Genomic DNA, 23941 nt, shown 5'->3' on the forward strand with positions numbered 1-23941 from the left:
TTGCTTCTTAGTTTTGACCTTTGTCTTTAGATGGGATGTAATCGAGTACCAAACGTTGGTTCGGGTTCAGGTACTTACGGGCAACGTCGCGGATTTCTTCGCGGGTGATGCTGCGGTAAATATCGATTTCTGTGTTGATGAGGTTTACATCTCCGTAAAGCAGATAGAACGAAGCCAGGTTTTCGGCAACTCCTTCGATAGATGAATTGGCATTCACATATTGGTTTTCGAATTTGTTCTTCAGCTTGGTAAGGTCTTTCTCAGATATAAGGTCCGTTTGGATTTTTACGATTTCTTCATCGGCTTCCTTAAGAATCTGTGCGCTTGTGTTGCTGCCTTGTGGCATTCCGTACAAAATGTACATTCCGTAATCTTCCTGGTTGAATCCAACGGCTCCCATTTGAAGTGCCATTTTTTTGTCGTCCACAATTTTCTTGTAAAGTTTTGAACTGTTACCATCGCTTAAATAAGTCGAAATCATATCCAAAACACGTGCATCGCGGGTTTTCATTGATGGCGTACGATAAGCGGCGATTACCATTGGAATCTGGATGTTCGGATCCTGATATTCTGCAGTGCGTGGTGTGGTGATAGGGTCTTCGGTGAATGTCTGGCGCTTGATGTCGGCACCTCTTGGAATAGTTCCGAAGTACTTTTGGATCCATTCTTTTGTTTTCTTAATGTCACCCAAATCCCCAGCTACTACAAGGACAGCATTGTTAGGAACGTAGAATTTCTTGTTGAAAGCCTGGAATTCCTCAAGTTTCGACGCATCAAGGTGTTCCATGGAGCCGATTGTCGCCCAACGGTACGGGTGATTGGTGAACATGTTTTTCTTGACTTCGGCAATCAGGTTTCCATAAGGTTGGTTGTCTACACGCAGCCGTTTTTCTTCTTTGACGACTTCGTTTTGCGTGTCAACTCCAATTTGGTTGATTACCGGATGCATCAAACGCTCCGATTCCATCCAAAGACCAAGCTCGAGGCTGTTTGACGGGAAAACTTCAAAATAATAGGTACGGTCGTCGCTGGTGTTGGCATTGTTGACGCCTCCGTTTGATGTTACGATCTTGAACCATTCGCCACGTTTGATGTTTTCGGTGCCTTCAAACAAAAGGTGTTCGAAAAAGTGAGCGAAACCCGTGCGGTTTGGTTGTTCGTCTTTTGAACCTACGTGGTACATGACAGACGTGATCACGGTTGGAGCCGTGTTGTCGTTGTGCAGGATAACGTGCATTCCGTTGTCGAGGTTGTACTCTTCGAAAGCAACTTTTTGCGCGGTAGCACCGCCGGACAGCAAAAGTGCAGAGCCCAAAGCCATTATTGCATTTTTCATATTAAAAATTGAGTGTTGATTTTCGTGTGTTTGTTCAGCAGAACGGCAGTTAGTTGCGGCCGTTTTGAAAATGTTACGCCAAAAGTACCTTTTTTTGGTGAATGCTTCAAGTTTAGGGAGTTATTTCGGCGATTTGCGGCGCATGTAATTTGAAGACTTCGAAACATAACAAGTTTCCAAAACTTGTTATGTTTCGAAAGTAACGATTTGGCCGCACATTTTGCTGTAGTTTTTATGTATCAATTGTTAAACTTTCTGACCTGATACGTAATGTCAAATCCTACCTTTGTGCCGCGTGAGGGATGGCAGCGGCATCCTTTTTCCTGCATCCTTTTGCAGGGAAAAGATAAAGCGGAGAGCCCGACCGCATTCCTCAAAAAATGGTTATATTTTAATTGAAGGTGATGGAATGCGGGCACGTCCCGAAAATCCTCAAAACTTTTTTGGTTAACCGGTTGCGTCATTGAGATATAATTGTATATTTGCAGCCATTTTTAATAATAATCAAACATTTGTTATGTACGCAATCGTAGAGATAGCAGGGCAACAATTTAAAGTAAGCAAAGACCTTAAGGTTTATGTTCACCGTTTGGCAGACAAAGAAGGAGACGCGGTTTCATTCGCGAAAGTGCTTCTTCTGGATGACAACGGGACTGTGACTTTGGGCGCCCCGGCTGTAGAAGGTGCTTCGGTAGAAGCGAAAGTTTTGCAACACCTTCAAGGAGACAAAGTAATCGTTTTCAAGAAAAAACGCAGAAAAGGTTACAAAAAGAAAAACGGACACCGTCAGGCTTTGACGCAGATCCAGATTTCAGGAATCACTTTCGGTGGTGCTGCGCCTAAGAAAAAGGCTGCCGCTAAGAAAGAAGAAGCTACAACAGAAGAATAATTAATTTTAAAAGATATACGTCATGGCTCACAAAAAAGGTGTCGGTAGTTCCAAGAACGGACGCGAATCAGAATCGAAACGCTTAGGTGTCAAGATTTACGGTGGTCAGGCTGCCATTGCTGGAAACATCATTGTTCGTCAGCGTGGTTCAAAGCACAACCCTGGAGAAAATGTTTACATGGGGAAAGATCACACGCTTCACGCTAAAGTGGACGGAGTTGTGAAATTCCAGAAAAAAGGAGATAACAAAAGTTTTGTTTCTGTCCTTCCTTTCGAAGCATAATCAACTGCTTCCTGATAAAATAGAAAAGCCACTCGATTCGGGTGGCTTTTTTTATGGAATACTTTACTTTAAAAAGAAAAGCCGCTATTTACAGCGGCTTTTACATATTATACTCAGGTTAGTCCTGTCTTCCAATCTTATTCCGCTGCGCTCTATACAATTCGGCTAACGCCTCGGGTTCCGGACTTTTGAACTTCCGATCTTATTTTGCCTTCGCTTTCTCAAGCGTGTTGTTATAACCTTCTTTCACATCTTCTTTGGCGTTTTTCAAAGCTTCTTTCGTATCGGCAGCGGCTTCATTGACACCGGCTTTTGTTTTTTCCCAGGCGGCTTTGGCTTCGTCGGCTGTTTTTTGGGCGGCTTCCTGAGCTTTTTTATCGCCTTTGGCAATCGCTTCTTTTACTTTGGCTTCGGCAGCATCATAATCTGCTTTTGCCTTTTCTTTGGCTTCGTGCCAGGCGGTGGTGTCAGGTGCAGAAGTTGTCGTTTCTGTGGTTTCTGTAGTTACGGTTGTAGTGTCGCCAACAGTCGTTGTGTCTGTCATAGTTTCTGTTTCAGTCGTTTTTTTGTTGCAGGAAGACAGTACAACGAGTGCCAATGCTGCGAGGGAAAGAGTGATTTTTTTCATGATTTCTTATTGTTAAGTAGATTAAAGGTAATTAAAAAAATTACAGCATATCGACTTCGATAAATACAGTTTTTGATTTGTAATCCTGATAAATCACCCGAATTTCATTTGATGTAAAGCCTGAGGAAGCCTCTTCGATTTTAGTAGTCTTGTATTTTTCCATATATTTTCCCTGATCGAGATTGCGGAATTGAAGTTCATCTTCTCCCGTAGCCAATTTGAAATCTGGCGAAATCGTGAATTCGATAGCCTTAACTTCTTTTGATTTTTCGGGCAATAAGAAAAAATCGGAATCTTGTTGGGCCGGCCCGCGGGTCATCATTTGTTGTTGGCGTTGCATTTGAAGCAGTTGTAGTTGCTGCTGTTGTTGCATCATCATCATTTGCTGCATGTGCCAATGTATATACCACCAATTGTAATTGTAACTGTAATTGCGCGAGTCGACGCTATCGGCACGCAACGCCAGGTTTCCGGATTTGGTTTTGTTCACCGTAAGCGTTGGCTTCATGGCAGATTTTAGGGCGTTCTTAATATACTCCGTAAGCAATTCCGAATTGACCGATGCATTTAAATCTGAAGCGAACGATAAATTTCCTTCTGATTTTCCGCTCGCCAGATCAAACGACTTGAGTTTCACATCTTGCTTTTCCACACCAAGAAAAAGCATCTTTTTTCCAAAGACATAATTGCTGATTTCCTTGGTTTCCTTTGAAAATTCGGGATTGATTTTAGTTTGGGTAAAACCCGATGTCGATGCCAGGTCAAAATCATACAGCCCAAAATCATCCTCATCTTTTTCAAACGTGTAAATCAAATGATTGTCCTGCAGGTAACCTTTGCGTTTTGAAATCGATCCGTTCTTGACAAACTCATTCTGGTTGACGGTTTGAGGCACTTCAGCTACCAATTCCTTGAAAGCCTTCTGTTGTTCTTTAGGTATTTCGATGGAACCCGAGATCTGGTTTGAACCGGAAAAAATCGTACGGGTTTCGACCTTTTTGCTTTTATCCAGAAAATGGACCAGGACTGTTTTGTCATCAAGCCGGAAAATATTGTCCGGTCGGTAAGCTTCAGGTGTCAGCGTAATTGTGTTCTGGCCTGAAACCATATCAAAATCTATAATCTGGAGCTGATTGCTTTTTTCACTGTAACTCACCAAAGTTGTCACATTACCGTTGTTATGATAGGAGAGAATTGCAAAAAGTTCCTTTGAAACGCCTGGGTTCATTTTATGTACAGATTTGTCCGCATCGACAAGAAAAGGAATCAGCAGGAATTCTTTTGTATCGGTGTTTTTTATAGAAATCAGATGCAGGGTTTTTCCATTCCCGAGTTCGGCCGTAAACGTTCCCTGGAGTTTTTCGTGCTTCCCGAGTTTGTATTCAAAAATTGGATTGGCGAAAATGCTGTTGCAGATAAGTGTCAGAAGTAACAGGATTTTTTTCATAATCGGTCGGTTTTCAGGATAGTAGGAGTAATTTGAGAGCCAGTGATGCCAGTGAAAAGAAAAGAATCAAGAAAAAGATGCTGATCCCGCTGGTTAATTTGAAAGTTTAACAAAATATACATTTTTTCTACAGCTGCAAAAATTTTAGATTGTGTAGGGTCATGCACCGGCCCCTTCCCTGTGACAAGATAATGATTCTGTCGATAAGCCAGTTACATGAAAAATGTACTTAACATTTTTTGCCGCTGAATTTCAAAAATTTCCCGAAGCCAAAATGAAAAGGCTATAAGTCTGTAAATCCAAATCTGCATAAAATTAAAAACCCTCTCGTTTCCGAAAGGGTCTTATCTGTAATCCAAAAAGATTATTAATATCTGTAATACTCCGGCTTAAACGGCCCCTGAACTTCAACGCCAATGTAGGCAGCCTGATCTTCTCTTAAAACTTCAAGCTCGACGCCTAGTTTCGCAAGGTGCAAAGCAGCTACTTTCTCGTCCAGGTGTTTCGGCAACATATAGACTTCGTTATTGTATTTGTCGCTGTGTTTCCACAATTCGATCTGAGCCAATGTCTGGTTCGTAAATGAATTCGACATTACGAAACTCGGGTGGCCTGTGGCACAACCAAGATTCACCAAACGACCTTCAGCCAGAATGATGATGTCTTTACCTGCTATTGTGTATTTGTCCACCTGAGGCTTGATTTCTACTTTAGACAATCCGTGGTTTTTGTTGAGCCACGCCATATCGATTTCATTATCGAAGTGACCGATATTACAAACTACGGTTTTGTCTTTCATCTTTTCGAAATGGCTTCCCACAACGATATCTTTATTTCCGGTAGTTGTGATGATGATATCGGCGTTCCCGACAACCGTATCCAGTTTCTTCACTTCGTATCCGTCCATTGCAGCTTGCAACGCACAGATTGGATCGATTTCAGTAACCGTTACAATTGAGCCTGCGCCACGGAAAGAAGCCGCAGTTCCTTTTCCGACATCACCGTATCCGCAAACCACGACACGTTTTCCGGCAAGCATCAAGTCTGTCGCACGGCGAATAGCATCAACAGCCGATTCCTTACAGCCGTATTTATTGTCGAATTTCGATTTCGTAACCGAATCGTTCACGTTGATCGCAGGCATTGGAAGCGTTCCGTTTTTCACACGCTCGTAAAGCCTGTGGACACCGGTAGTCGTTTCTTCAGACAAACCTTTGATATCGGACACCAATTCCGGATAACGGTCCAGGACCATATTGGTCAAATCTCCGCCATCGTCCAGAATCATGTTCAACGGCTTGCGATCTTCACCAAAGAAAAGCGTTTGCTCAATGCACCAGTCGAATTCCTCTTCATTCAGGCCTTTCCATGCATAAACCTGGATTCCCGCATCGGCAATTGCAGCTGCAGCGTGATCCTGGGTCGAGAAAATATTACAGGAAGACCAGGTTACTTCGGCTCCAAGCGCTTGCAATGTCTCTATCAGGACAGCAGTCTGGATGGTCATGTGCAGACATCCGGCAATACGTGCACCTTTCAACGGTTGTTCTGCGCCGAATTCCTTGCGAAGCGACATCAATCCCGGCATTTCAGCCTCGGCCAGTTCAATTTCTTTACGTCCCCAGGCAGCCAGGGAAATATCCTTCACTTTGTACGCCACATAAGGCATGGTCGATGTACTCATTATAGTATCTTTAATTTTAAATTCAGACAATGATAATTGCCGCCATATGGCAAAGCGCCGCAAAAGTAAGCATTAAGTCTGTATTTAAAAACCCATTTTTGCAATAAGTGATGCTTCGGAAAGCGTTAAATATTTGTAATTTAAATGATTGGAGCTGTTCCCGCTAACCACTCACATCAGGCCTAATCCAGCATTGTTGAACCTTTTAGGTTCCTAAAAGAATCGTTATGAAAATTCCGCTTTATTATGATCCGCGAATAAGATACTGGAGGTTTCTTTACATAGAAAAAAAGTACCAATCTAATGTTGAAATTGTTCCCATAGGTTGCGATTGTCATCCGGCTTATATGCTGCAAAGCCTAAGGATACGCAATAAAAGCCTGCCATTCGACTGGCTGAATACCGAACCTAAATTCGCATTAGAATATGTATCGGAAAACCTGCTTCACAAATTCGAAAAGTATCTTGCAAATCTTACCCGAAATCAAAACGGGAACGTCATTTCGGCGAATTATCCGTATGCCGAATTCATCCATGAGCCTCATTTGCCCGAAGATCAAATCGCTCAAGAAAGAATGTCGCGCCGCGCCAAACGGTTTCTTGATGTGACGAAATCGAATCCTGTTGCCTTTTTACATATGATTCCGGCTGATGCATTTCAGGACAAAGAAAGTCTGGATCGTTACATCAGCTCGATTACTGGATTCATTCAAAATCTGGAGCCACGCCAAGCACTTTATGTTTATATCCGGTTTGATGAAAACGATCGGGAAAACGATGAGGTCATTTCAATCCTCGAGCAGAAACTTTTGGAATACAATGTCCGTTCTTGCCGTTACGTTAGGAATTTATCCGATTTTGGACTGTGGGGAAATCCGGCTCAATATGTCTCGCTTTTCAAAAAACTCCGGATAAAAATAAAACACACTTTTCCAAAAATCCATATTCAATAAAATTGCGAAATTTACGGCATGGCTTTATTCAAATACGAACATATAGGAACCCATACCCATCTCTATATTTGGAAAATCGAAGAGGAATTCGACGACCTTTTTGACGAGATCCATCTGACCGATATGAACATGATCCGGCTCATGTCTATGAAATCTGTCCAGCACCAACGCGGATTTTTATCTGTCCGGAAATTATTCCAGGCCGCCGGTTACACAGATTTTGATGTGACTTATGACGCAACCGGAAAACCGCATTTGAATGACGGCCATCATATTTCCATTTCACATTCGCATGGTTTTTCGGCAATCATGATCAGTGATACCACGGTTGGAATCGACCTGGAACTCATGCGCGAAAAAATAATTCGCATCGCCGATAAATTTACCAGCGAAGAAGAAGAAAAATACCTCGACGCGTCCGATGATAATTATGTCAAGATTCTTACCGTGCTGTGGGGCGTCAAAGAATCCATTTTCAAGATCCGGAACGAAATCGGCATCAGTTTTAAAGATCACATCACTACATTTGCGTTCGATATAAATTCCGGAATCGCCCACGCACGTCTTGATTTTGAAGACATCCACAGGCATTTCGAGGTCAAATTCCAAACGATAGAAGATCATATGCTGGTCTACGCGTTTGAAACCGCAAATGAAAAAGCTCTATAACGACATTCTTTCGGCTAGGCAAATAGGTCGGAAATTACTCGCAATCCTTCTCGATCCGGATAAGATCGATTGGGAAACACTTGATATTCTGGTCGGGAAAATCAATTCGTCCGGAGCGACACATATTCTCATTGGTGGAAGCCATGTGTTTACCGATCGCATGGATGAACTCATTGTCGAGATCAAAGATTCGTGTCAGTTGCCCGTGATTCTGTTTCCCGGAAACCCGTCCCAGATTTCGCATAAGGCCGATGGTATTTTGTTTTTGTCCTTGTTATCCGGAAGAAATCCGGATTTTTTGATCGGACATCATGTAAAAGCAGCATCGGTCTTACATCAATCTGAACTTGAAATCATTCCGACAGGTTATATTTTAGTGGAAAGCCAAAGTGAAACCGCCGTGGCAAAAGTCAGCGGGACAAAACCGCTTGAAAATCCCGATGAAATTGTCAACACAGCCCTTGCGGGTCAAATGCTCGGAAAAAAACTCATTTACCTGGAAGCAGGAAGCGGTGCGAAGAATCCAGTGCCGTTGTCTTTGGTCAAATCGGTTTCCCAAAAACTTGAAATTCCACTGATTGTAGGTGGTGGAATCAGAAGCAAAAAAGGAATCGAAAACGCATTTGAATCGGGCGCAGACATGGTTGTCATAGGGACCGCTTTTGAAAACGACATGAATTTCTTTGATCGTGGATAATCTGTATAGCCTTTTTTTTGAATCGTATAGAAATACACCGACCCTTGACATTGTCATAGAAGCCATCGTTTTCCTGTTCGGAATCGTAAGTGTCTGGTTTGCCAAAAAACAAAATATTTGGGTTTTTCCAACTGGTCTGGTTGCGACAATTCTTACGGTTTACCTGTTGTACAAAGCGGGCTATTTAGCCGAAATGGCACTTAATGTCTATTATTCCGTCATGAGTATTTACGGCTGGATCGTATGGTTGCGACCTTCAGCGAACGGCCAATTGCCTGTCACACGAACAAATAGAAACCAAAAATTAACAGGGTTCGGTCTGTTTATCCTCACAATTCTGGTTACTTTCGCAATCTATGCTTTGTTTGGTGCCGAAGTAAAGCCAGCGAATTACATCGATATTTTCATCTCGGGTATTTTCTTTACGGCAATGTGGTTTATGGCACTCAAAAAGATAGAAAACTGGACGTTGTACATTATTGCAGATGCCATTGCCGTTCCGCTTTACCTGCATCGCGGCCTCGGAATGCTCTCGTTGCAATATGTGATTTTTACGATGCTCGCCATCATAGCGTACGTTGAATGGAGAAAAATTTTACACACACAAAAACAGTAGATCAAATGCCGGATCACGAAACGGTTGGATTTACGAATAACGATCTTGATCAAATCCTGGAACACGGACTTTCCATTGAGGAAGCCATCCGCCAGATGACCATATTTTCAAAAGGAATTCCCAAAACATTTCTCGACCGGCCCGCCGTTGTGGGCGATGGTATCGTCCGTTTGACCGCACTCGAGTTCCAGGTCGCCGCCGACTTTTTCGACCAGCACAAAAATGGCCTCAAGCTCAAGAAATTCGTTCCTGCTTCTGGTGCTGCGAGCCGGATGTTCAAATTCATGTCGGTCTTTCTAAAGGAATTCGACGTCAGTAATGACACGATCAATTCCTACATAAACAGACATAAGGCGACAGATCTTTCTATTTTCATGGCCGCGCGGGAAAAGTTTCCTTTTTTCGAAGCCGTCAATTCCCGTCTTGATGAGAGTTATACCGATGGGGAAATCCGCGAAAAAGACCGACGCAGTTTTGAGTTCATTAAAATGATGCTCGATGAAAATGAATTCGATTTTGCAAATAAACCCAAAGGGATTTTGCCTTTCCACCGTTATGCTGACAGGATCGCTACACCTGTAGAAGAACATTTGCGCGAAGGTGCCCGATATGCCTCATCTGACGGCATTTCCAATTTGCATTTCACGATTTCCGAAGGCCATCGGCAAGGTTTTGAAGAAATCGTCTCCAAAGTCAAACCGGCAATCGAACAACGCACCGGAATCGATATCAAAATAAATTTCTCCTATCAACACCAAAGTACCGATACTATTGCGGTTGATATGGACAACAAACCGTTCCGCGACAAAGAAGGCAATCTGGTTTTTCGTCCTGGCGGGCACGGTGCGCTCATCCGCAACCTAAGTGAAATAGATGCCGATATTGTCTTCATCAAAAACATCGACAACGTCATCCAGAACCATGACGCGATCATTACATTATACAAAAAAGCACTCGGCGGATTGTTGCTCGAATTGCAGCAGGAAGTGTTTTCATTGCTGAATCAGATAGAGGCCGGAAATGCCAACGAAGCGTTTGCCGAAGAAGCCATCTCATTCCTTAAGAAAAAACTCCATGTAACCATTCCGCCAGATTTTGGGAAATACACCCGCGAAAACAAAATCGACTTCATCTTTGAAAAACTGAACCGGCCGTTGCGCATCTGCGGTATGGTAAAGAACGAAGGCGAACCCGGAGGCGGACCTTTTTGGGTCGTAGGCCAGCAAGGGAATGTGTCGCTCCAGATCGTAGAAACCAGCCAGGTCGAAATGCGCGATCCGCAACAAACGGCAATCGTGGAAAAATCGACCCATTTCAATCCGGTCGATATTGTATGCAGCGTCAAGGATTACAAAGGCAAGAAATTCAACCTGCCAGATTTTGTGGACCACGAACGCGGCTTCATCGTCCAGAAACAAAAAGACGGGCGCGACCTCAAAGGCTACGAACTTCCCGGATTGTGGAACGGTGCCATGGCCAAATGGAATACCGTTTTCGTAGAAGTTCCGCTCGTGACATTCAATCCGGTAAAAACGGTAAACGACCTGCTCAAACCGGCGCATCAGCCGCAATAATTGTCGTGGAAAAAGAACGAATCGTATCGGAACTGAACTACAAAGCAGTTCGAAGCAGCGGTGCCGGTGGCCAAAATGTCAATAAAGTTTCCTCAAAGGTGGAACTGACTTTCGATGTTGAAAAATCCCAGAGCTTTTCTGTCGAAGAAAAAGTTTTGCTGCTCGAAAAACTGCAGTCACGGCTCACGAATTCGGGCTTGCTCATCTTAAAAAGCGACGAAGACCGAAGCCAGCTCAAGAACAAAGAAATCGTTACACGACGTTTTTTTGAACTGATTGAAAAGGCGCTGCATGTGCCAAAAATCCGTAAAGCGACAAAAATCCCGAGATCTGTGGTTGAGAAACGACTGAAGAATAAGAATGTGAATTCAGAATTGAAGCAATCGCGAAGAAAGCCTGATTTGAGTTAGTAATTAACAGTTAACGATTAACAATTAATAATTGCCTTTCGGGATTTTGGGTTTAAAACACATAATATGGAAAATAAAAGACCAAAAAATCCCGGAATTCTTCTGATAGTAATCAGTCTTGTCGCGCTTTAAAACCAAGGATTTCCAAAATCTGAGGAATAACCAAATTGCACTGCTCGCCGCTCTGATGGTATTTTTATTCTTAGGGTTTTACGCCAATTATAAAGCCAGCCAAAAATTGAAGGACTGAATACTCCTGGAATTAATTGTTAATTATTAATCATTAATTATTAATTTCGCCATGTCTCAAAGGGGTGCTCGAAAGGGCTGAGATTATACCCATAGAACCTGGGCAGGTAATGCTGCCAAGGAATTCAAAGACAACGCTGCGTGCACACAGTGCTGTCAAACACATATTTTTAAACCAAGAATAATTGCCCCTTTTATTCGTAATTCATTTTACGAATGAAACTTTTATTTTTAAGACGCGAAGTTTTTCGACACGAAGACACAGAGGCGCAAAGTCACCAAGTTTTTTTTAATTTTTCTGGGCGTGCCGGCACCCATGACCAATCCGGAAACCGAAACCATTTTTTAGGCTGCCGTCGGGCTGCCCGTTTCAATCTTTTAGAAACCTTTGGGGTTTCTAAAAGGATTTTCACTCGCATCCCTCACGCGGCCGTATGCTCCGGAATCGCCTTTTTGTCGCAAACCAACCTTTTTGCCCAACAACAACCGCAAGATTCCATCGCCGGACAAAAACTCGACGATGTCATTGTCCAATCGGTGCGAGCGACGTCCAAAACACCGGTTACGTTTTCCAATGTTACGGCACAGGAAATAGCTCCGAGGAATCTGGGGCAGGACATTCCGCAATTGCTCAACTTTCTGCCGTCTGTCGTCACTACGAGCGATGCAGGCGCAGGAATCGGTTATTCCGGGATCAGAGTCCGCGGAAGCGATGCCACGCGGGTCAACGTCACCGTAAACGGCGTACCATACAACGATGCCGAATCACAGGGAACATTCTGGGTCAATATGCCCGATTTTGCTTCGTCGGCACAAAGTATCCAATTGCAGCGCGGCGTCGGAACATCTACAAACGGATCAGGTGCTTTTGGGGCGAGCCTCAACGTGTTGACCGATTCGTATTCTGATAAGGCATCGGGTGAAATCTCGAATTCATTCGGAAGTTTCAATACCCGGAAACATACGGTCAAATTCAGTACGGGTTTGCTCGGTGACCATTTTGAACTTGCCGGTCGTCTGTCGAACATCGAATCGGACGGATATATCGATAGGGCATCGTCCAGCCTCAAAAGTTATTTTCTTCAGGGAACTTACGTGAACAAAGGCACGATGATCAAGGCGCTCGTCTTTGGCGGCACCGAAAAAACCTATCAGGCCTGGTATGGCCTCGAAGATCCGGAGAAGCTCGAATATGACCGGACTTACAATCCGGCAGGGCAATACACAGATGATAACGGGAACGTCGCTTTTTATGACAACCAGACCGATAATTACCAACAGGATCACTATCAGCTGCACTGGACGCAGCGGTTCGGGAAAGGCTGGAGTTCGGCGTTGGCAATGCATTACACCAAAGGCAAAGGTTATTACGAGAATTATAAAGTAGGTGAGTCGGTGGGTGATTATGGCATCGAGCCGCAAATCATCAATGGCGTGGAAGTTTCAGGAAGTGACCTGATCGACCAGAAATGGCTTGATAATGATTTTTACGGCACTACGTTTTCGGTCAACTACAAAAATACAATCGTCGATGCGATGATTGGCGGCGGTTGGAACGAATATGACGGCGATCATTTCGGTAACGTGCTTTGGACCAGAAGCGTTGTCCTGCCTCAATATGGCCAGCGGTATTATTTTGATTCGGCGGTTAAAAAAGATGCGAATGTGTTTGCGCGGGCATCGGTCAACCTGTCTAAAAAATGGAATGTGTTTGCCGATATGCAATTCCGTAAGGTATCGTATGATGCCGACAGTGATGAAACCGGTTATGTGCGCGACCGTTTTGACTTTTTCAATCCTAAAGCCGGAATTACGTTTACGTCATCGGACAAAAGCAATATCTATCTGTCTTATGCCCGCGCCAATCGGGAACCTAATAGGACAGACTACGAAGGCGGAAACCCGAAGCCGGAACGCCTTGACGACTTTGAACTCGGCTGGCGGTATGCTACTCCAAAGACGCGGCTCAACATCAATGCCTACTTTATGAATTATAAGGATCAGTTGGTTTTGACGGGTGCTTTGGATGATGTCGGGAATCCGTTACGGGCCAACAGCGGCAGTAGTTATCGTTTGGGGTTGGAAATTGATGCAGCTTTCCAGATCACCGAAAAATGGTCTATCCGCCCGAATGTAACGCTGAGCCAGAACAAAAACCGCGATTTTTATTTCCAGCGCGACGGTTCGCTCCAGAATTTGGGTGATACGGATATCGCTTTTTCCCCGAATATCATCTTTGGTAACGCCATTACTTTTGTGCCGGTCAGCGGATTGCAGCTTTCGCTATTGTCAAAATTCGTCGGCGACCAGTATATGGGAAATATAGATTCAGCTGTTTCCAAACTTCAGAGTTACGCCACTTCCGATCTGAACGTGTCGTATGAATGGAAAACCAGGACGTTCTTTCAGTCGGTTATCCTTAGCGGGCTGGTAAACAACATCTTCAATTACGAATATGAATCGAACGGATATTTCTATACCTATGATGATGATTTTTCCAATCCGGGAACTATTACGACCGTGGAAGGAGCCGGGTTTTATCCGCAGGCAAAATTGAATTTCCTTGTTGGATTGACGCTTAAATTCTAAAGATTCGCCGCGGCGGGAAGCAGCGACCGAAAGGTTAGGGACAAATGCTGTTTCCCAAAGCGGCTTTTAGCATATCAATTATACACCCGAAGTACGGTTCCGATGACTTCCACACGATATTGGTACAACGGATATTCTTTTCCCGGAGAATCGGCGGTGTAAAGGCTGTAAATGGCTTCGTCACAAGGGCAGGTTACAGAAGAACCGCCGTCATACTCAAGTGTTGAACAGCTTGAAATGGCCTGGTTCGGACAAGTCGCCTCGAAGGCGTTGTAGCCGCTTCCGGTGTAAAATACTACAATTCCACGTACGCCTGCATTCGGGATGTATTTTCCGTTTCCGGCGAATTGCAATTGGTTGTAGAGCGGCAGATTGGTGTCTATCTCAATAGAAAAAGCCACACTCGGAATGTACGGATTGTTTCGTGCAGGCCCTGAATCGTCGCATGAAACCAAAAGGCTGAAAAGAAGAAGTGTGATTGCTGTTCTCATTAAAAATGTCAGAAATTTGATGGTGGCAAATTTAATTTTTTTAAATTTGGAAGGCTTATGATTGTCATATTATTATAAGCCAGACAAAATAATAGGTTTAAAAAACTTTATATTTGCGACTTGAAATCCCCTGCGAGTGGGATTTTTTTCTGTTTATAACGGATGCAGGGCTGCGTTATTGCCGCCCAAATGAAGAACGAAAAATAAAACTAAAAACATGAGTGCAGTATCATACTATACAGAAGACGGCCTAAAAAAACTCCGTGAAGAATTGGATCACCTTAAAAGCGTAATGCGTCCTAAAGCGTCAGCAGATATTGCTGAAGCGCGTGATAAAGGTGATTTATCTGAAAATGCCGAATACGATGCGGCAAAAGAAGCCCAAGGACTTTTGGAAATGCGAATTGCCAAGCTTGAGGAATTACACGCAAATGCCCGCTTGATAGATGAATCGCAACTTGACACCTCAAAGGCACTGGTATTATCAAAAGTTAAAATACGCAATCAGGCCAATAAAATGGAAATGACCTATACCTTGGTGGCCGAAAGTGAAGCCGATTTGAAAGCCGGAAAAATTTCTGTAACGTCTCCAATCGGGAAAGGTTTGCTTGGGAAATCTGTTGGTGATCTGGCGGAAATCACGGTTCCGAACGGAAAATTGAACTTCGAGGTTCTTGAGATATCACGTGACTAAAGGTTATTATTTATTGTTATTCTTATTTTTTATTCCAGACAACCGATAGCCAAATGTCCATATTCACCAAAATAATCGACGGGGAAATCCCAGCCTATAAAATTACCGAGGATCAGCATTACTTGGCGTTTCTCGATATCAATCCGAACGCAAAAGGCCATACGCTTTGCATTCCAAAGAAAGAGGTGGACAAGATTTTCGATATGGACGAACATGAATATCTGGGCCTGATGAAGTTCGCCCATCGTGTCGCCAACGCACTGGAAAAAGCAATTCCGTGCAAAAGAGTAGGCATGGCGGTCATTGGTTTGGAAGTTCCGCATGCGCACGTTCATTTGATTCCGCTGAACCATATGGACGAAATACGTTTTCAGGACAAAGTCAAATTATCACCTGAAGAATTCGAAGAAACAGTCAGGACAATTCGGTCTGAGTTGTTAAAATCGTAAAATTCCTGATGAATTAGTATAAAAAAAAGGCTATCGGTAACGATAGCCTTTTTTGTTTCTAAAAATTGCTTTACTCCCGTAATTATTTAACGCTGGATTTTGTGAAATCTGCAGGCTTTATCAGATAGTTAAGGTTTTTTGACGCTATTCCATCTCTTTACTTTATCAAATAGTTAACGAATTGTTTAATTCGCTGCGGCTAACTTGTAGGGATTAAAAACTCAATTTTCATGAAAAAAACTATTTTAAGCGCGTTACTCGCAATGGCATCCTTTGGGGCCAATGCACAGTTTACGCAGAATTTTGATGCATCTGCCTCAATGCCTGCAGGTTGGTCCATCATAAACCAGGGAAGTCCCAACGGATGGACTGTTTCCGATGAAGTCGAAGGCGGCGCACACAGCGGAAACAATGCCGCAGCCATCGAGTATGACAGCACAGTAGCACATAACGATTATCTGATTACGCCTCACATTGCGGTTACGGCAACGTCAAACCGTTTTTCATTCTGGATCAAATCTGCTTCGGAATATTATCTGGAGCCGTATGAAGTCCGTTTGTCTACCACAAACACAACGGCGGCCGCTTTTACGGTCGTATTGCAACCTTCTCAGGAGGCAAGTGAAGTGTGGACTAAAAAGCAATTCGACCTTTCCAATTATGTAGGCCAGAGCGTATATATCGCCATTCGTGCTACCGGAACCAATGAATACATTTTATATGTTGACGATGCAGTGAACGATGCGTTCCCGTCTTGTCCTGCATCAACGAATGTTGCGGTGGGAACCGTTACGCCGGAAAACGCCCAGTTGACGTGGACTTCTTCAGCTACGGCATGGCAATATTATGTGGGTTCCGAGTCTGATTCCGCTCCTGATGAAAGCGATATCAATGATGCGCCTACGAATCCGTTTACATTAGAAAATCTTGATCCCGCAACTACATACAAAGTCTGGGTGCGTTCAAGTTGTTCGGGATCGGTTGGAGATTGGAGCGATCCGATTGTTTTTACCACGCCTTGTGTAGCCACACCTCTGCCAACTGTAACAGAAGGAGCTGAAACTACAGATGAAGGGGAGCTTCCGGTTTGTTGGTCGTCAACTCTCGTAAGTGGCGATAATAACTGGGAAGTTACCACGCCTTTGTTCGGTGATATAACCACAACCGCTTCCGGCGATAAAATCATCTACAAAAACTACCAGAATTCAGAGGCCTTGTTGTTTTCTCCTGCAATGGATTATGCTAACGTAACCCAGCCGACACGGGTCAATCTATATTTGCACCGCCATGAATTTGCCGACGTAGCCGACAAGTACGTAATCTATGCCAACACGACGCCTTCTTTGACCGGGGCGACGCAGTTGTATGAGCAATTCTCAAAAATCACAAGTACGCCTGCTGTTGCGGCGACTGGTTTTTATAACTACAAAATAGATATTCCGGCTTCATTCAACGGAGCTTCGCAAGTGTTTATCATCATCCGTGGAATCACTACTGCAGGATTTTCATCGTATGCGTTGGGTGTGGATGATTTCAAAGTGGAATTCACGCCAACTTGTGCCGAAGTAGCTTCTTTGACTGTTTCAGATGTCGAAGCGCATCAGGCAACATTCAACTGGCAGGCATCCGCATCTGCTCCTGCTAACGGATATGAGTATGTGTGGTCAACCTCTGCAACGTCACCAGACTCAGCTCAATATTCAGGAACCACTGCCGCTGGCGAACTGACTGCGACTGTCTATGAGTTATCGGCAAACACAACTTATTATGTTTGGGTGCGTTCGGTTTGTTCCGCTACCGACAGCAGCCCTTGGACCAACGTGGTTTCCTTTACAACCGCTTGTGATGCCATTACCGAATCAGCTTTGCCTTGGTCAGAAGGTTTCGAAGATCTCACAGACGTGGGGGATGAATATTTCCCTGGCTGCTGGTTTAAGGAAAACGGCGATTGGGCAAGTTCGAACAACGATAATTCAGACAATGACGAAGATGCGCATTCCGGAAATAACTTCCTTACCAATTCCTGGACTGCAGATAACGAATACATCTGGACGCCTGGTTTTGAATTGACTGCCGGATCCAATTACGATTTCAGTTTCTGGTTCAACAGTTATGGCGATTATGATTCATGGGATGCCAGTGTGGTCGTGAATTCCGCTCAAACATCAAACGGGGCGACTCAGGTTGGCTCTCCATTCCTGTCTGTTGGAACAACGGCTCCGGATGTTTATACTCAGGCGACGAGAAGTTTCGTTCCTCAGACTTCGGGAGTTTACTACTTTGGTATAAAGGTCAATGAAGCTACTGGTGATCCTTGGTATTTGAGCTTCGATGATTTTGAATTGAAGTCGGTTCCTTTATCTGCCGAAGATTTCCAAAACCAGCAATTGGCTTTCTATCCGAATCCGGTCAAAAACAACCTGAACCTTTCTTTCAATGAAACCATTACAGATGTTGTAGTTGTAAATATGCTCGGTCAGCAGGTTTTGAACCAAAAAATCAATGCAACCCAGGCGACACTTGATATGTCGGCACTTACGGCAGGAACTTATTTTGTAAAGGTTAACGGTACAAATGCACAGAAGACAGTAAAAGTCATCAAACAATAAACAATTTTCTTGCTTTTTAAACGAAAAGGCGGCTTTAACGGGCCGTCTTTTTTATTGGATTACTTTGGGGAAACTCACCTGCATCACGGTTCCTTTTCCGACTTCGGATGAAAGTACCTTGATGCGTCCTTTGTGATATTCCTCAACAATTCTTTTCGTCAGCGACAATCCCAAGCCCCAACCGCGTTTTTTAGTTGTAAAGCCAGGCTCGAAGATTTTAGTGAACTGGCTTTTCGGAATCCCTTTTCCGGAGTCGCGAACGGTAATCTTAACGAATCGGGCATCTTCCTCCATTTTGATATCGAGTTTTCCGCGGCCTTTCATGGCGTCGATAGCATTCTTGACCAGATTTTCTATCGTCCAGCTGTGAAGAATCGGGTTGACCGAAACTTCGATCGCCTTATTTGGAGCCGAAAACGTAAATGCGATATTCGAAAACCGAGATTGCAGATAATCATATGACTTCTGTGTTTCTTCAACAATGTCAAGCGTCTCCAAAGCCGGTTCCGAGCCTATTTTAGAGAATCTGTCGGCGATAGTCTGCAAACGGACTACATCTTTCTCAATTTCGGTCACCGTTGTTTCATCTACATTGTCTGCTTTCATGATTTCAATCCAGCCAATCAGGGATGAAAGCGGCGTCCCAATCTGATGTGCCGTTTCCTTGGCCATTCCCGCCCAGAGTTTGTTCTGGGTTGATATTTTTGTGCTTCGGTAAAAATTGTAGACCATCAATCCGAAGAGAAAAATAATCAACACCAATGCTGCCGGATAATAAATGAGTTTGGTCAGCAACGATGAATTTCCGTAGAAAATCATGTAATTCTGGCCGTTGAGGTATTCCAGCTTTATAGGTTCGTTGTCTTTCTTGAGGTCTTCGAGCAGGTTTTTCATTGCCGTCGAATCCTTTTCAACCTCTGGAGGTAAATTCGAGATGTTGACAATTTTATTGTTGAGCGTTTGTATAATTGGAATTGTCTTGTTCTCGCTTACGATTTGGAATTGCAACGTCAAATCGTCCTGGTCGCCGGCAAGGTTGATTGCTCTCATGCTTTGCGCCCAAAGCTCCATTTTGGCCCGTTCTTCTTGTTTCACCGTCTGGAAAAAAGAGTAAGTATAGCCCACGATCAGGATTACGATGAGGAATGAAAGCAAAATGATGAACCAGCGCCAAAGCGTGCGCTTATCGGTAAACTGCATACAGTCGAATTTGGGTAAAGATAACAATTTATCAAAGCTTCCTATTGCGCCTTCCGACACTCCAAAATGTTCACAAAGAGTGGAAAATTTACAGTTTTCATGTATCCGGCCAGGAATCCAAATTGTTACATTTGTCTCAACGGACAGTTTATGAAAAGCATTATTCCTGGCGACCTTTCGGTTCCTAAATTACACGGTTATCTGCAGGCATCTGTGGGGCCGCGCCCCATTGCATTTGCGAGCACGGTAGACGAAAACGGAAGTCCAAACCTGTCGCCATTCAGTTTTTTCAATCTGTTCAGTACCAATCCGCCGATATTGATTTTCTCGCCATCGCGCCGCGTTCGGGACAATTCGATAAAACATACCTTGATCAACGTACAGCAAACACGTGAGGTAGTTATCAATGTCGTGAATTTCGATATGGTCCAGCAGGCTTCATTGTCGAGTACCGAATATCCGGATGGCGTAAATGAGTTTGTAAAATCAGGATTGACGCAACTTGAATCAGATTTGGTGAAGCCGTTCCGCGTAGCCGAATCTCCGGTTCAGTTCGAATGCAAAGTCAACGAAATTGTTGCTCTCGGAACAGAAGGCGGTGCCGGAAATCTTGTGATCTGCGAAGTGCTTAAAATGCATATCAGTGAAGAAATCCTAGATGCGAACGGCGATATCGACCAACATAAAATAGATCTTGTTTCAAGATTGGGCAATAATTGGTATTCCAGGTCGATCGATGGTCTTTTTGAAGTGCCAAAACCGTTGACTACATTGGGCGTTGGTGTAGATTCCATTCCGGAAGACATCAAAAAAAGCCCTGTATTTACGGGTAACGATTTGGGAATGTTAGGCAATGTAGAAGCCTTGCCGACACCTGAAGAAGTCGCTATATTTGTAAAAGAAGATTTCGAGGTCAAAGGTGTTTTGAGTGCCGATGACCAGATAAGGCAGCATCAGCTTGCCAAGGAATACATTATAAAAAACGATTTGCTTTCCGCCTGGAAAGTGTTATTAGCCGATAGATTAATTCATAAACAGTAAAGAAAAGATGGAAGTTACAGGAAGAGTCAAAGTAATCAGTCCGGAACAACAGGTGAGCGCTTCGTTCCGCAAACGCGAATTGGTAGTGACCACGGACGAGCAGTATCCGCAACATATCATGATTGAGTTCACTCAGGATAAATGTGATTTGCTCAACAACTACAACGTAGGTGAGGAAGTAAAGGTTTCCATCAACCTGCGCGGACGCGAATGGGTAAGCCCACAAGGAGAAACCCGTTATTTCAACAGTATCCAGGGTTGGAGAATTGAAAAGGCTGGGCAGGCACAACAAGCGCCGCCTCAATATCGGCAGGCTCCTCCTCAGCAACAGCAACAATATCAGCAACCGGCGCAGGCATTTGTTCCGGCACAGAATTTCAACGAAACGGAACCGGACGATTTGCCGTTCTAAATAAGCAAAAATGTTATGCCCGGCAACTCGCCGGGTTTTTTACGCCATGTATTTTCTGACCAAAGAACTTTATTTTCCAGATCCACGCGAAACCGACAAGCATGGTCTTTTGGCTGTCGGCGGAGATTTATCACTTGAAAGGTTGATGCTCGCATACCGCAGCGGAATCTTTCCGTGGTTTAATGAAGATGAACCTATCCTGTGGTGGTCGCCTTTAAAACGTATGGTGCTTTTCTTTGATGAAGTCAAAATCAGTAAAAGCATGAAGAAGGTTATTCGGAACGGCGGCTTTACGGTGACATTCAATCGGGATTTTCCGGCTGTCATTTCAAATTGCAGGAAATCTGACAGGAAAGGGCAGGACGGAACGTGGATCACACATGAAATGGAAGCGGCTTACAATTCTTTGCACGCTTCGGGATTTGCAAAATCGGTTGAGGTTTGGCAAGATGAAAAGCTCGTCGGAGGATTATATGGAATCGACCTTGGACATATCTTTTGCGGCGAAAGTATGTTTTCGCTTGTTCCGAATGCGTCTAAAATTGCCTTTTTCGCTTTGGCGGCCAAACTCGAATCAGAACAATACAAGCTTTTGGATTGCCAGATCCATAATCCGCATTTGGAAAGTCTTGGATGTCGGGAAATATCAAGGGGTGATTTTTTAAGGGTCGTATCGGGTTAATTTGTTTGTTTTTTTAAATTAACCTATAATTTAGAAGGGTGTTAAGTTTATATTTGTAAAAATTTATAAATCAAGCCCCATGATAATAGGTGTCCCGAAGGAAATAAAGAACAATGAAAACCGGGTCGCCCTGACTCCCGGAGGTGTTTACGAATTGGTAAAATACGGCCATACGGTGCTTATACAGCAATCGGCTGGAGAAGGGAGCGGATTTGTAGATGAAGATTACATCCAGGCCGGTGCCGAAATCAAACCTACGATTGAAGAAGTGTACGCATCGGCAGAAATGATCGTAAAGGTCAAGGAGCCGATAGCATCAGAATACCCGCTGATCCGAAAAGGTCAGGTACTGTTTACCTATTTCCATTTTGCTTCAGATATCACGCTGACACGGGCTATGATTGACAGCCGAGCCATCTGCATCGCCTATGAAACAGTCGCCGATGATGATGGAACATTGCCGTTGTTGACACCAATGAGTGAAGTCGCGGGAAGAATGGCCATACAGCAAGGTGCAAAATACCTCGAAAAGCCAATCAAAGGAAGAGGTGTTTTGCTTGGCGGAGTTCCGGGCGTTCCTCCGGGAAAAGTGTTGGTTTTGGGCGCAGGGGTCGTCGGATTGCAGGCAGCTAAAATGGCGGCCGGGCTTGGTGCTCACGTTACGATTCTCGATATCAACATGAAACGCTTACGCCACGTAAACGATGTGATGCCTCCTCATGTAGTTACGGAATATTCAAGCGAATATAACATCCGCAGGCATATCAAAAACCACGATCTTATTGTTGGTGGTGTGTTGATTCCGGGTGGAAAAGCGCCAAAACTGATTACGCGTGAAATGCTCAAGGAAATGAAACCGGGAACCGTAATGGTAGATGTCGCCGTAGATCAGGGTGGATGTTTTGAAACGACGCGTCCAACCACGCACGAAAATCCAACTTATATCATAGATGATGTAGTTCATTATTGTGTCAGTAATATGCCTGGTGCCGTTCCATATACCTCGACTCTTGCTTTGACGAATGTTACCTTGCCCTATGTTTTGAAACTTGCCAATATGGGTTGGGAAGAAGCCTGCCGCAAGAATAAGGATTTGGGAAAAGGACTCAATATAGTAGACGGAGCTATCGTTTACGAGGAATTGAGAAGCCTGTTTCCGGAAGAGGTCGCCTGATGCTATAATATATTTTCTTATGTCGCTGATTTGCCGTAAGTTTCAGGGTAAATTATAACTTGATGAGCAAAGAAATAATTAAGGTAGGCCAACTGGAAATCCGGTTTTTACTCGATTCAAAAGATACTAACGGAACTATGTCCCTATTCGAATTCCTGGTGCCGGCCGGAGCCAAGGTCCCGCTACCACATTACCACGAAGCTTTTGATGAGGCCGCCTATGTCCTAGAGGGGACGATGACTTTTATCATAGATGGAAAAACCGTCGATGTAGGTCCCGGAGAATCCTGTTTTATCCCCAAAGGAATCGTTCATGGGTTTGATAATTTGACCGATAAACCATCCAAAGCATTATCAGTTTTGACTCCCGCAATTGTAGGCCCTGACTACTTTATCGAATTGGGGAATCTGCTCAGTGCCGGTGGGCCGCCAGATCCTGTAAAAGTAAAAGAAGTGATGAAAAAATACGGTTTGGTCGCTGTGCCTCCTAAATCATGATTTGTCATGCTCTGCTTCTGAATGCACGTATTTTTCAATAAGCCAGTGCGCCAGGTAAATAACCGGCGTCAGTAAAACAGCAATGCTCAGTTTTACAAAATATCCCGTCAATCCAGACGAGATAAATTGATCCGTCGTCATTTTTCCGGGCAGATAAAAGGCAATCCCGAGAACGATGAAGGTATCAAAAAACTGAGAAATCACAGTCGATCCGGTCGTTCTGAGCCAAATCATTTTGTCACCCGTACGTCTTTTTACAAAATGGAAAAGGGTGACATCTACAAGTTGGGAAAAAATAAATGCGGTGATGCTACCGATGATTATCCAGAGGCTTTGCCCAAAAACGGCTCTGAATTGTTCGTCGGTCACATTCCTCAAACCATCGGCAGTCGCAGATGGAATCTTCAATGCGCAGAACAAGACCAGGAAGCAGTAGCAAATCAAACCTGCGGTGATAAAAGATAATTTCCGGACGCCTTTCTCGCCAAAATACTCATTGATCAAATCGGTAGTCAGGAAAACCACGGGCCACGGCAGAATCCCGATACTCATCAAATACGGCCCCACGAAAATCAGTTTACCGCCAATGAGTTCGGCTGTGACGGCATTCGTGATAAAGATGCCCGCCAGGATTATGTAGAGTGTTTCTTTTTTGGTTTTGAACATAA

24 protein-coding genes are annotated in these 23941 nt (G+C 44.0%); 17 read left to right on the forward strand and 7 right to left on the reverse strand.

Annotation, left to right across the window (positions count from 1 at the left end):
• Window positions 1-7: 7 nt before the first annotated feature.
• Window positions 8-1336: a M16 family metallopeptidase gene (locus G6047_RS03240; protein WP_169526040.1), complete on the reverse strand. Its 1329-nt coding sequence runs from the start codon at window positions 1334-1336 to the stop codon at window positions 8-10.
• A 517-nt stretch (window positions 1337-1853) separates the two neighbouring features.
• On the opposite strand from G6047_RS03240, the gene rplU reads away from it, so the two are divergent.
• Together rplU and rpmA are read left to right on the forward strand one after the other, a co-directional pair.
• Window positions 1854-2225 carry a 50S ribosomal protein L21 gene (rplU, locus tag G6047_RS03245; RefSeq protein ID WP_169526041.1) on the forward strand — a complete coding sequence of 124 codons (372 nt, stop codon included), beginning with the start codon at window positions 1854-1856 and terminating at the stop codon, window positions 2223-2225.
• Window positions 2226-2247: 22 nt separating this feature from the next.
• Entirely contained in the window at window positions 2248-2508 is a 261-nt protein-coding gene (rpmA, locus tag G6047_RS03250; protein ID WP_169526042.1) for a 50S ribosomal protein L27, read from the forward strand.
• A 202-nt stretch (window positions 2509-2710) separates the two neighbouring features.
• Here rpmA and G6047_RS03255 read toward each other — a convergent pair whose 3' ends face one another.
• The 3 genes from G6047_RS03255 to ahcY form a co-directional block, all read right to left on the reverse strand.
• On the reverse strand, window positions 2711-3136 hold the full coding sequence (locus tag G6047_RS03255) for a hypothetical protein (RefSeq protein ID WP_169526043.1): 426 nt from the start codon (window positions 3134-3136) through the stop codon (window positions 2711-2713).
• A 40-nt stretch (window positions 3137-3176) separates the two neighbouring features.
• On the reverse strand, window positions 3177-4583 hold the full coding sequence (locus tag G6047_RS03260; RefSeq protein WP_169526044.1) for a hypothetical protein: 1407 nt from the start codon (window positions 4581-4583) through the stop codon (window positions 3177-3179).
• Between the two features lie 367 nt (window positions 4584-4950).
• Window positions 4951-6267 carry an adenosylhomocysteinase gene (gene ahcY, locus G6047_RS03265; protein WP_169526045.1) on the reverse strand — a complete coding sequence of 439 codons (1317 nt, stop codon included), beginning with the start codon at window positions 6265-6267 and terminating at the stop codon, window positions 4951-4953.
• A 227-nt stretch (window positions 6268-6494) separates the two neighbouring features.
• Here ahcY and G6047_RS03270 point away from each other — a divergent pair, with 227 nt between their 5' ends.
• From G6047_RS03270 to G6047_RS03300, 7 genes are all read left to right on the forward strand, one after another.
• Entirely contained in the window at window positions 6495-7220 is a 726-nt protein-coding gene (locus G6047_RS03270) for a DUF1796 family putative cysteine peptidase (protein WP_169526046.1), read from the forward strand.
• Window positions 7221-7238: 18 nt separating this feature from the next.
• Entirely contained in the window at window positions 7239-7889 is a 651-nt protein-coding gene (locus G6047_RS03275) for a 4'-phosphopantetheinyl transferase family protein (RefSeq protein WP_169526047.1), read from the forward strand.
• On the forward strand, window positions 7873-8586 hold the full coding sequence (locus G6047_RS03280; protein WP_169526048.1) for a geranylgeranylglyceryl/heptaprenylglyceryl phosphate synthase: 714 nt from the start codon (window positions 7873-7875) through the stop codon (window positions 8584-8586). The genes G6047_RS03275 and G6047_RS03280 overlap by 17 nt, the downstream gene beginning before the upstream one ends.
• Window position 8587: 1 nt before the next feature.
• Complete coding sequence (gene pnuC, locus G6047_RS03285; protein ID WP_169526133.1) at window positions 8588-9202, forward strand: nicotinamide riboside transporter PnuC; 615 nt, start codon at window positions 8588-8590, stop codon at window positions 9200-9202.
• Window positions 9203-9207: 5 nt separating this feature from the next.
• Complete coding sequence (locus tag G6047_RS03290; RefSeq protein ID WP_169526049.1) at window positions 9208-10776, forward strand: DUF4301 family protein; 1569 nt, start codon at window positions 9208-9210, stop codon at window positions 10774-10776.
• Window positions 10777-10781: 5 nt separating this feature from the next.
• Window positions 10782-11186: an alternative ribosome rescue aminoacyl-tRNA hydrolase ArfB gene (gene arfB, locus G6047_RS03295; RefSeq protein ID WP_169526050.1), complete on the forward strand. Its 405-nt coding sequence runs from the start codon at window positions 10782-10784 to the stop codon at window positions 11184-11186.
• A 702-nt stretch (window positions 11187-11888) separates the two neighbouring features.
• Window positions 11889-14024, forward strand: coding sequence for a TonB-dependent receptor (locus tag G6047_RS03300; RefSeq protein ID WP_235946486.1), 2136 nt, complete (start codon window positions 11889-11891; stop codon window positions 14022-14024).
• Window positions 14025-14098: 74 nt separating this feature from the next.
• On the opposite strand, the gene G6047_RS03305 is transcribed toward G6047_RS03300, so the two are convergent.
• Window positions 14099-14515, reverse strand: a complete 417-nt coding sequence (locus G6047_RS03305; protein ID WP_169526052.1) for a Rieske (2Fe-2S) protein — start codon at window positions 14513-14515, stop codon at window positions 14099-14101.
• Between the two features lie 217 nt (window positions 14516-14732).
• Here G6047_RS03305 and greA point away from each other — a divergent pair, with 217 nt between their 5' ends.
• The 3 genes from greA (at window position 14733) to G6047_RS03320 (ending at window position 18267) form a co-directional block, all read left to right on the forward strand.
• On the forward strand, window positions 14733-15209 hold the full coding sequence (gene greA / locus G6047_RS03310) for a transcription elongation factor GreA (RefSeq protein ID WP_169526053.1): 477 nt from the start codon (window positions 14733-14735) through the stop codon (window positions 15207-15209).
• Between the two features lie 53 nt (window positions 15210-15262).
• Window positions 15263-15658, forward strand: a complete 396-nt coding sequence (locus G6047_RS03315; RefSeq protein ID WP_169526054.1) for an HIT family protein — start codon at window positions 15263-15265, stop codon at window positions 15656-15658.
• Window positions 15659-15888: 230 nt separating this feature from the next.
• On the forward strand, window positions 15889-18267 hold the full coding sequence (locus G6047_RS03320) for a T9SS-dependent choice-of-anchor J family protein (RefSeq protein WP_169526055.1): 2379 nt from the start codon (window positions 15889-15891) through the stop codon (window positions 18265-18267).
• Between the two features lie 51 nt (window positions 18268-18318).
• Here G6047_RS03320 and G6047_RS03325 read toward each other — a convergent pair whose 3' ends face one another.
• Window positions 18319-19467, reverse strand: coding sequence for a sensor histidine kinase (locus G6047_RS03325; RefSeq protein WP_169526056.1), 1149 nt, complete (start codon window positions 19465-19467; stop codon window positions 18319-18321).
• A 150-nt stretch (window positions 19468-19617) separates the two neighbouring features.
• Here G6047_RS03325 and G6047_RS03330 point away from each other — a divergent pair, with 150 nt between their 5' ends.
• From G6047_RS03330 to G6047_RS03350, 5 genes are all read left to right on the forward strand, one after another.
• Window positions 19618-20508 (forward strand): flavin reductase family protein, encoded by an 891-nt coding sequence (locus G6047_RS03330; RefSeq protein WP_169526057.1) that lies wholly within the window; start codon window positions 19618-19620, stop codon window positions 20506-20508.
• Between the two features lie 7 nt (window positions 20509-20515).
• Entirely contained in the window at window positions 20516-20920 is a 405-nt protein-coding gene (locus tag G6047_RS03335) for a DUF3127 domain-containing protein (RefSeq protein WP_169526058.1), read from the forward strand.
• Window positions 20921-20966: 46 nt separating this feature from the next.
• Complete coding sequence (gene aat, locus G6047_RS03340) at window positions 20967-21602, forward strand: leucyl/phenylalanyl-tRNA--protein transferase (RefSeq protein ID WP_169526059.1); 636 nt, start codon at window positions 20967-20969, stop codon at window positions 21600-21602.
• Between the two features lie 79 nt (window positions 21603-21681).
• Window positions 21682-22776 (forward strand): alanine dehydrogenase, encoded by a 1095-nt coding sequence (gene ald / locus G6047_RS03345; protein WP_169526060.1) that lies wholly within the window; start codon window positions 21682-21684, stop codon window positions 22774-22776.
• Between the two features lie 62 nt (window positions 22777-22838).
• Window positions 22839-23273, forward strand: a complete 435-nt coding sequence (locus G6047_RS03350; RefSeq protein WP_169526061.1) for a cupin domain-containing protein — start codon at window positions 22839-22841, stop codon at window positions 23271-23273.
• Here the strand turns inward: G6047_RS03350 and G6047_RS03355 are convergent.
• Entirely contained in the window at window positions 23268-23939 is a 672-nt protein-coding gene (locus tag G6047_RS03355) for a queuosine precursor transporter (RefSeq protein ID WP_169526062.1), read from the reverse strand. The genes G6047_RS03350 and G6047_RS03355 overlap by 6 nt on opposite strands.
• Window positions 23940-23941 lie beyond the last annotated feature (2 nt).

Origin of the sequence: Flavobacterium silvaticum (genome assembly GCF_012911565.1) — a bacterium.
GTDB lineage: Bacteria > Bacteroidota > Bacteroidia > Flavobacteriales > Flavobacteriaceae > Flavobacterium > Flavobacterium silvaticum.

Coding starts and splice junctions, on each gene's coding strand:
- G6047_RS03315 (WP_169526054.1), top strand. CDS start 15,263: ATGTCCATATTCACCAAAATAATCGACGGGGAAATCCCAGCCTATAAA.
- ahcY (WP_169526045.1), bottom strand. CDS start 6,267: ATGAGTACATCGACCATGCCTTATGTGGCGTACAAAGTGAAGGATATT.
- ald (WP_169526060.1), top strand. CDS start 21,682: ATGATAATAGGTGTCCCGAAGGAAATAAAGAACAATGAAAACCGGGTC.
- G6047_RS03330 (WP_169526057.1), top strand. CDS start 19,618: ATGAAAAGCATTATTCCTGGCGACCTTTCGGTTCCTAAATTACACGGT.
- rpmA (WP_169526042.1), top strand. CDS start 2,248: ATGGCTCACAAAAAAGGTGTCGGTAGTTCCAAGAACGGACGCGAATCA.
- G6047_RS03350 (WP_169526061.1), top strand. CDS start 22,839: ATGAGCAAAGAAATAATTAAGGTAGGCCAACTGGAAATCCGGTTTTTA.
- G6047_RS03325 (WP_169526056.1), bottom strand. CDS start 19,467: ATGCAGTTTACCGATAAGCGCACGCTTTGGCGCTGGTTCATCATTTTG.
- G6047_RS03290 (WP_169526049.1), top strand. CDS start 9,208: ATGCCGGATCACGAAACGGTTGGATTTACGAATAACGATCTTGATCAA.
- G6047_RS03355 (WP_169526062.1), bottom strand. CDS start 23,939: ATGTTCAAAACCAAAAAAGAAACACTCTACATAATCCTGGCGGGCATC.
- G6047_RS03255 (WP_169526043.1), bottom strand. CDS start 3,136: ATGAAAAAAATCACTCTTTCCCTCGCAGCATTGGCACTCGTTGTACTG.
- G6047_RS03260 (WP_169526044.1), bottom strand. CDS start 4,583: ATGAAAAAAATCCTGTTACTTCTGACACTTATCTGCAACAGCATTTTC.
- greA (WP_169526053.1), top strand. CDS start 14,733: ATGAGTGCAGTATCATACTATACAGAAGACGGCCTAAAAAAACTCCGT.
- G6047_RS03320 (WP_169526055.1), top strand. CDS start 15,889: ATGAAAAAAACTATTTTAAGCGCGTTACTCGCAATGGCATCCTTTGGG.
- G6047_RS03335 (WP_169526058.1), top strand. CDS start 20,516: ATGGAAGTTACAGGAAGAGTCAAAGTAATCAGTCCGGAACAACAGGTG.
- G6047_RS03275 (WP_169526047.1), top strand. CDS start 7,239: ATGGCTTTATTCAAATACGAACATATAGGAACCCATACCCATCTCTAT.
- G6047_RS03240 (WP_169526040.1), bottom strand. CDS start 1,336: ATGAAAAATGCAATAATGGCTTTGGGCTCTGCACTTTTGCTGTCCGGC.
- rplU (WP_169526041.1), top strand. CDS start 1,854: ATGTACGCAATCGTAGAGATAGCAGGGCAACAATTTAAAGTAAGCAAA.
- G6047_RS03270 (WP_169526046.1), top strand. CDS start 6,495: ATGAAAATTCCGCTTTATTATGATCCGCGAATAAGATACTGGAGGTTT.
- G6047_RS03305 (WP_169526052.1), bottom strand. CDS start 14,515: ATGAGAACAGCAATCACACTTCTTCTTTTCAGCCTTTTGGTTTCATGC.
- aat (WP_169526059.1), top strand. CDS start 20,967: ATGTATTTTCTGACCAAAGAACTTTATTTTCCAGATCCACGCGAAACC.
- G6047_RS03280 (WP_169526048.1), top strand. CDS start 7,873: ATGAAAAAGCTCTATAACGACATTCTTTCGGCTAGGCAAATAGGTCGG.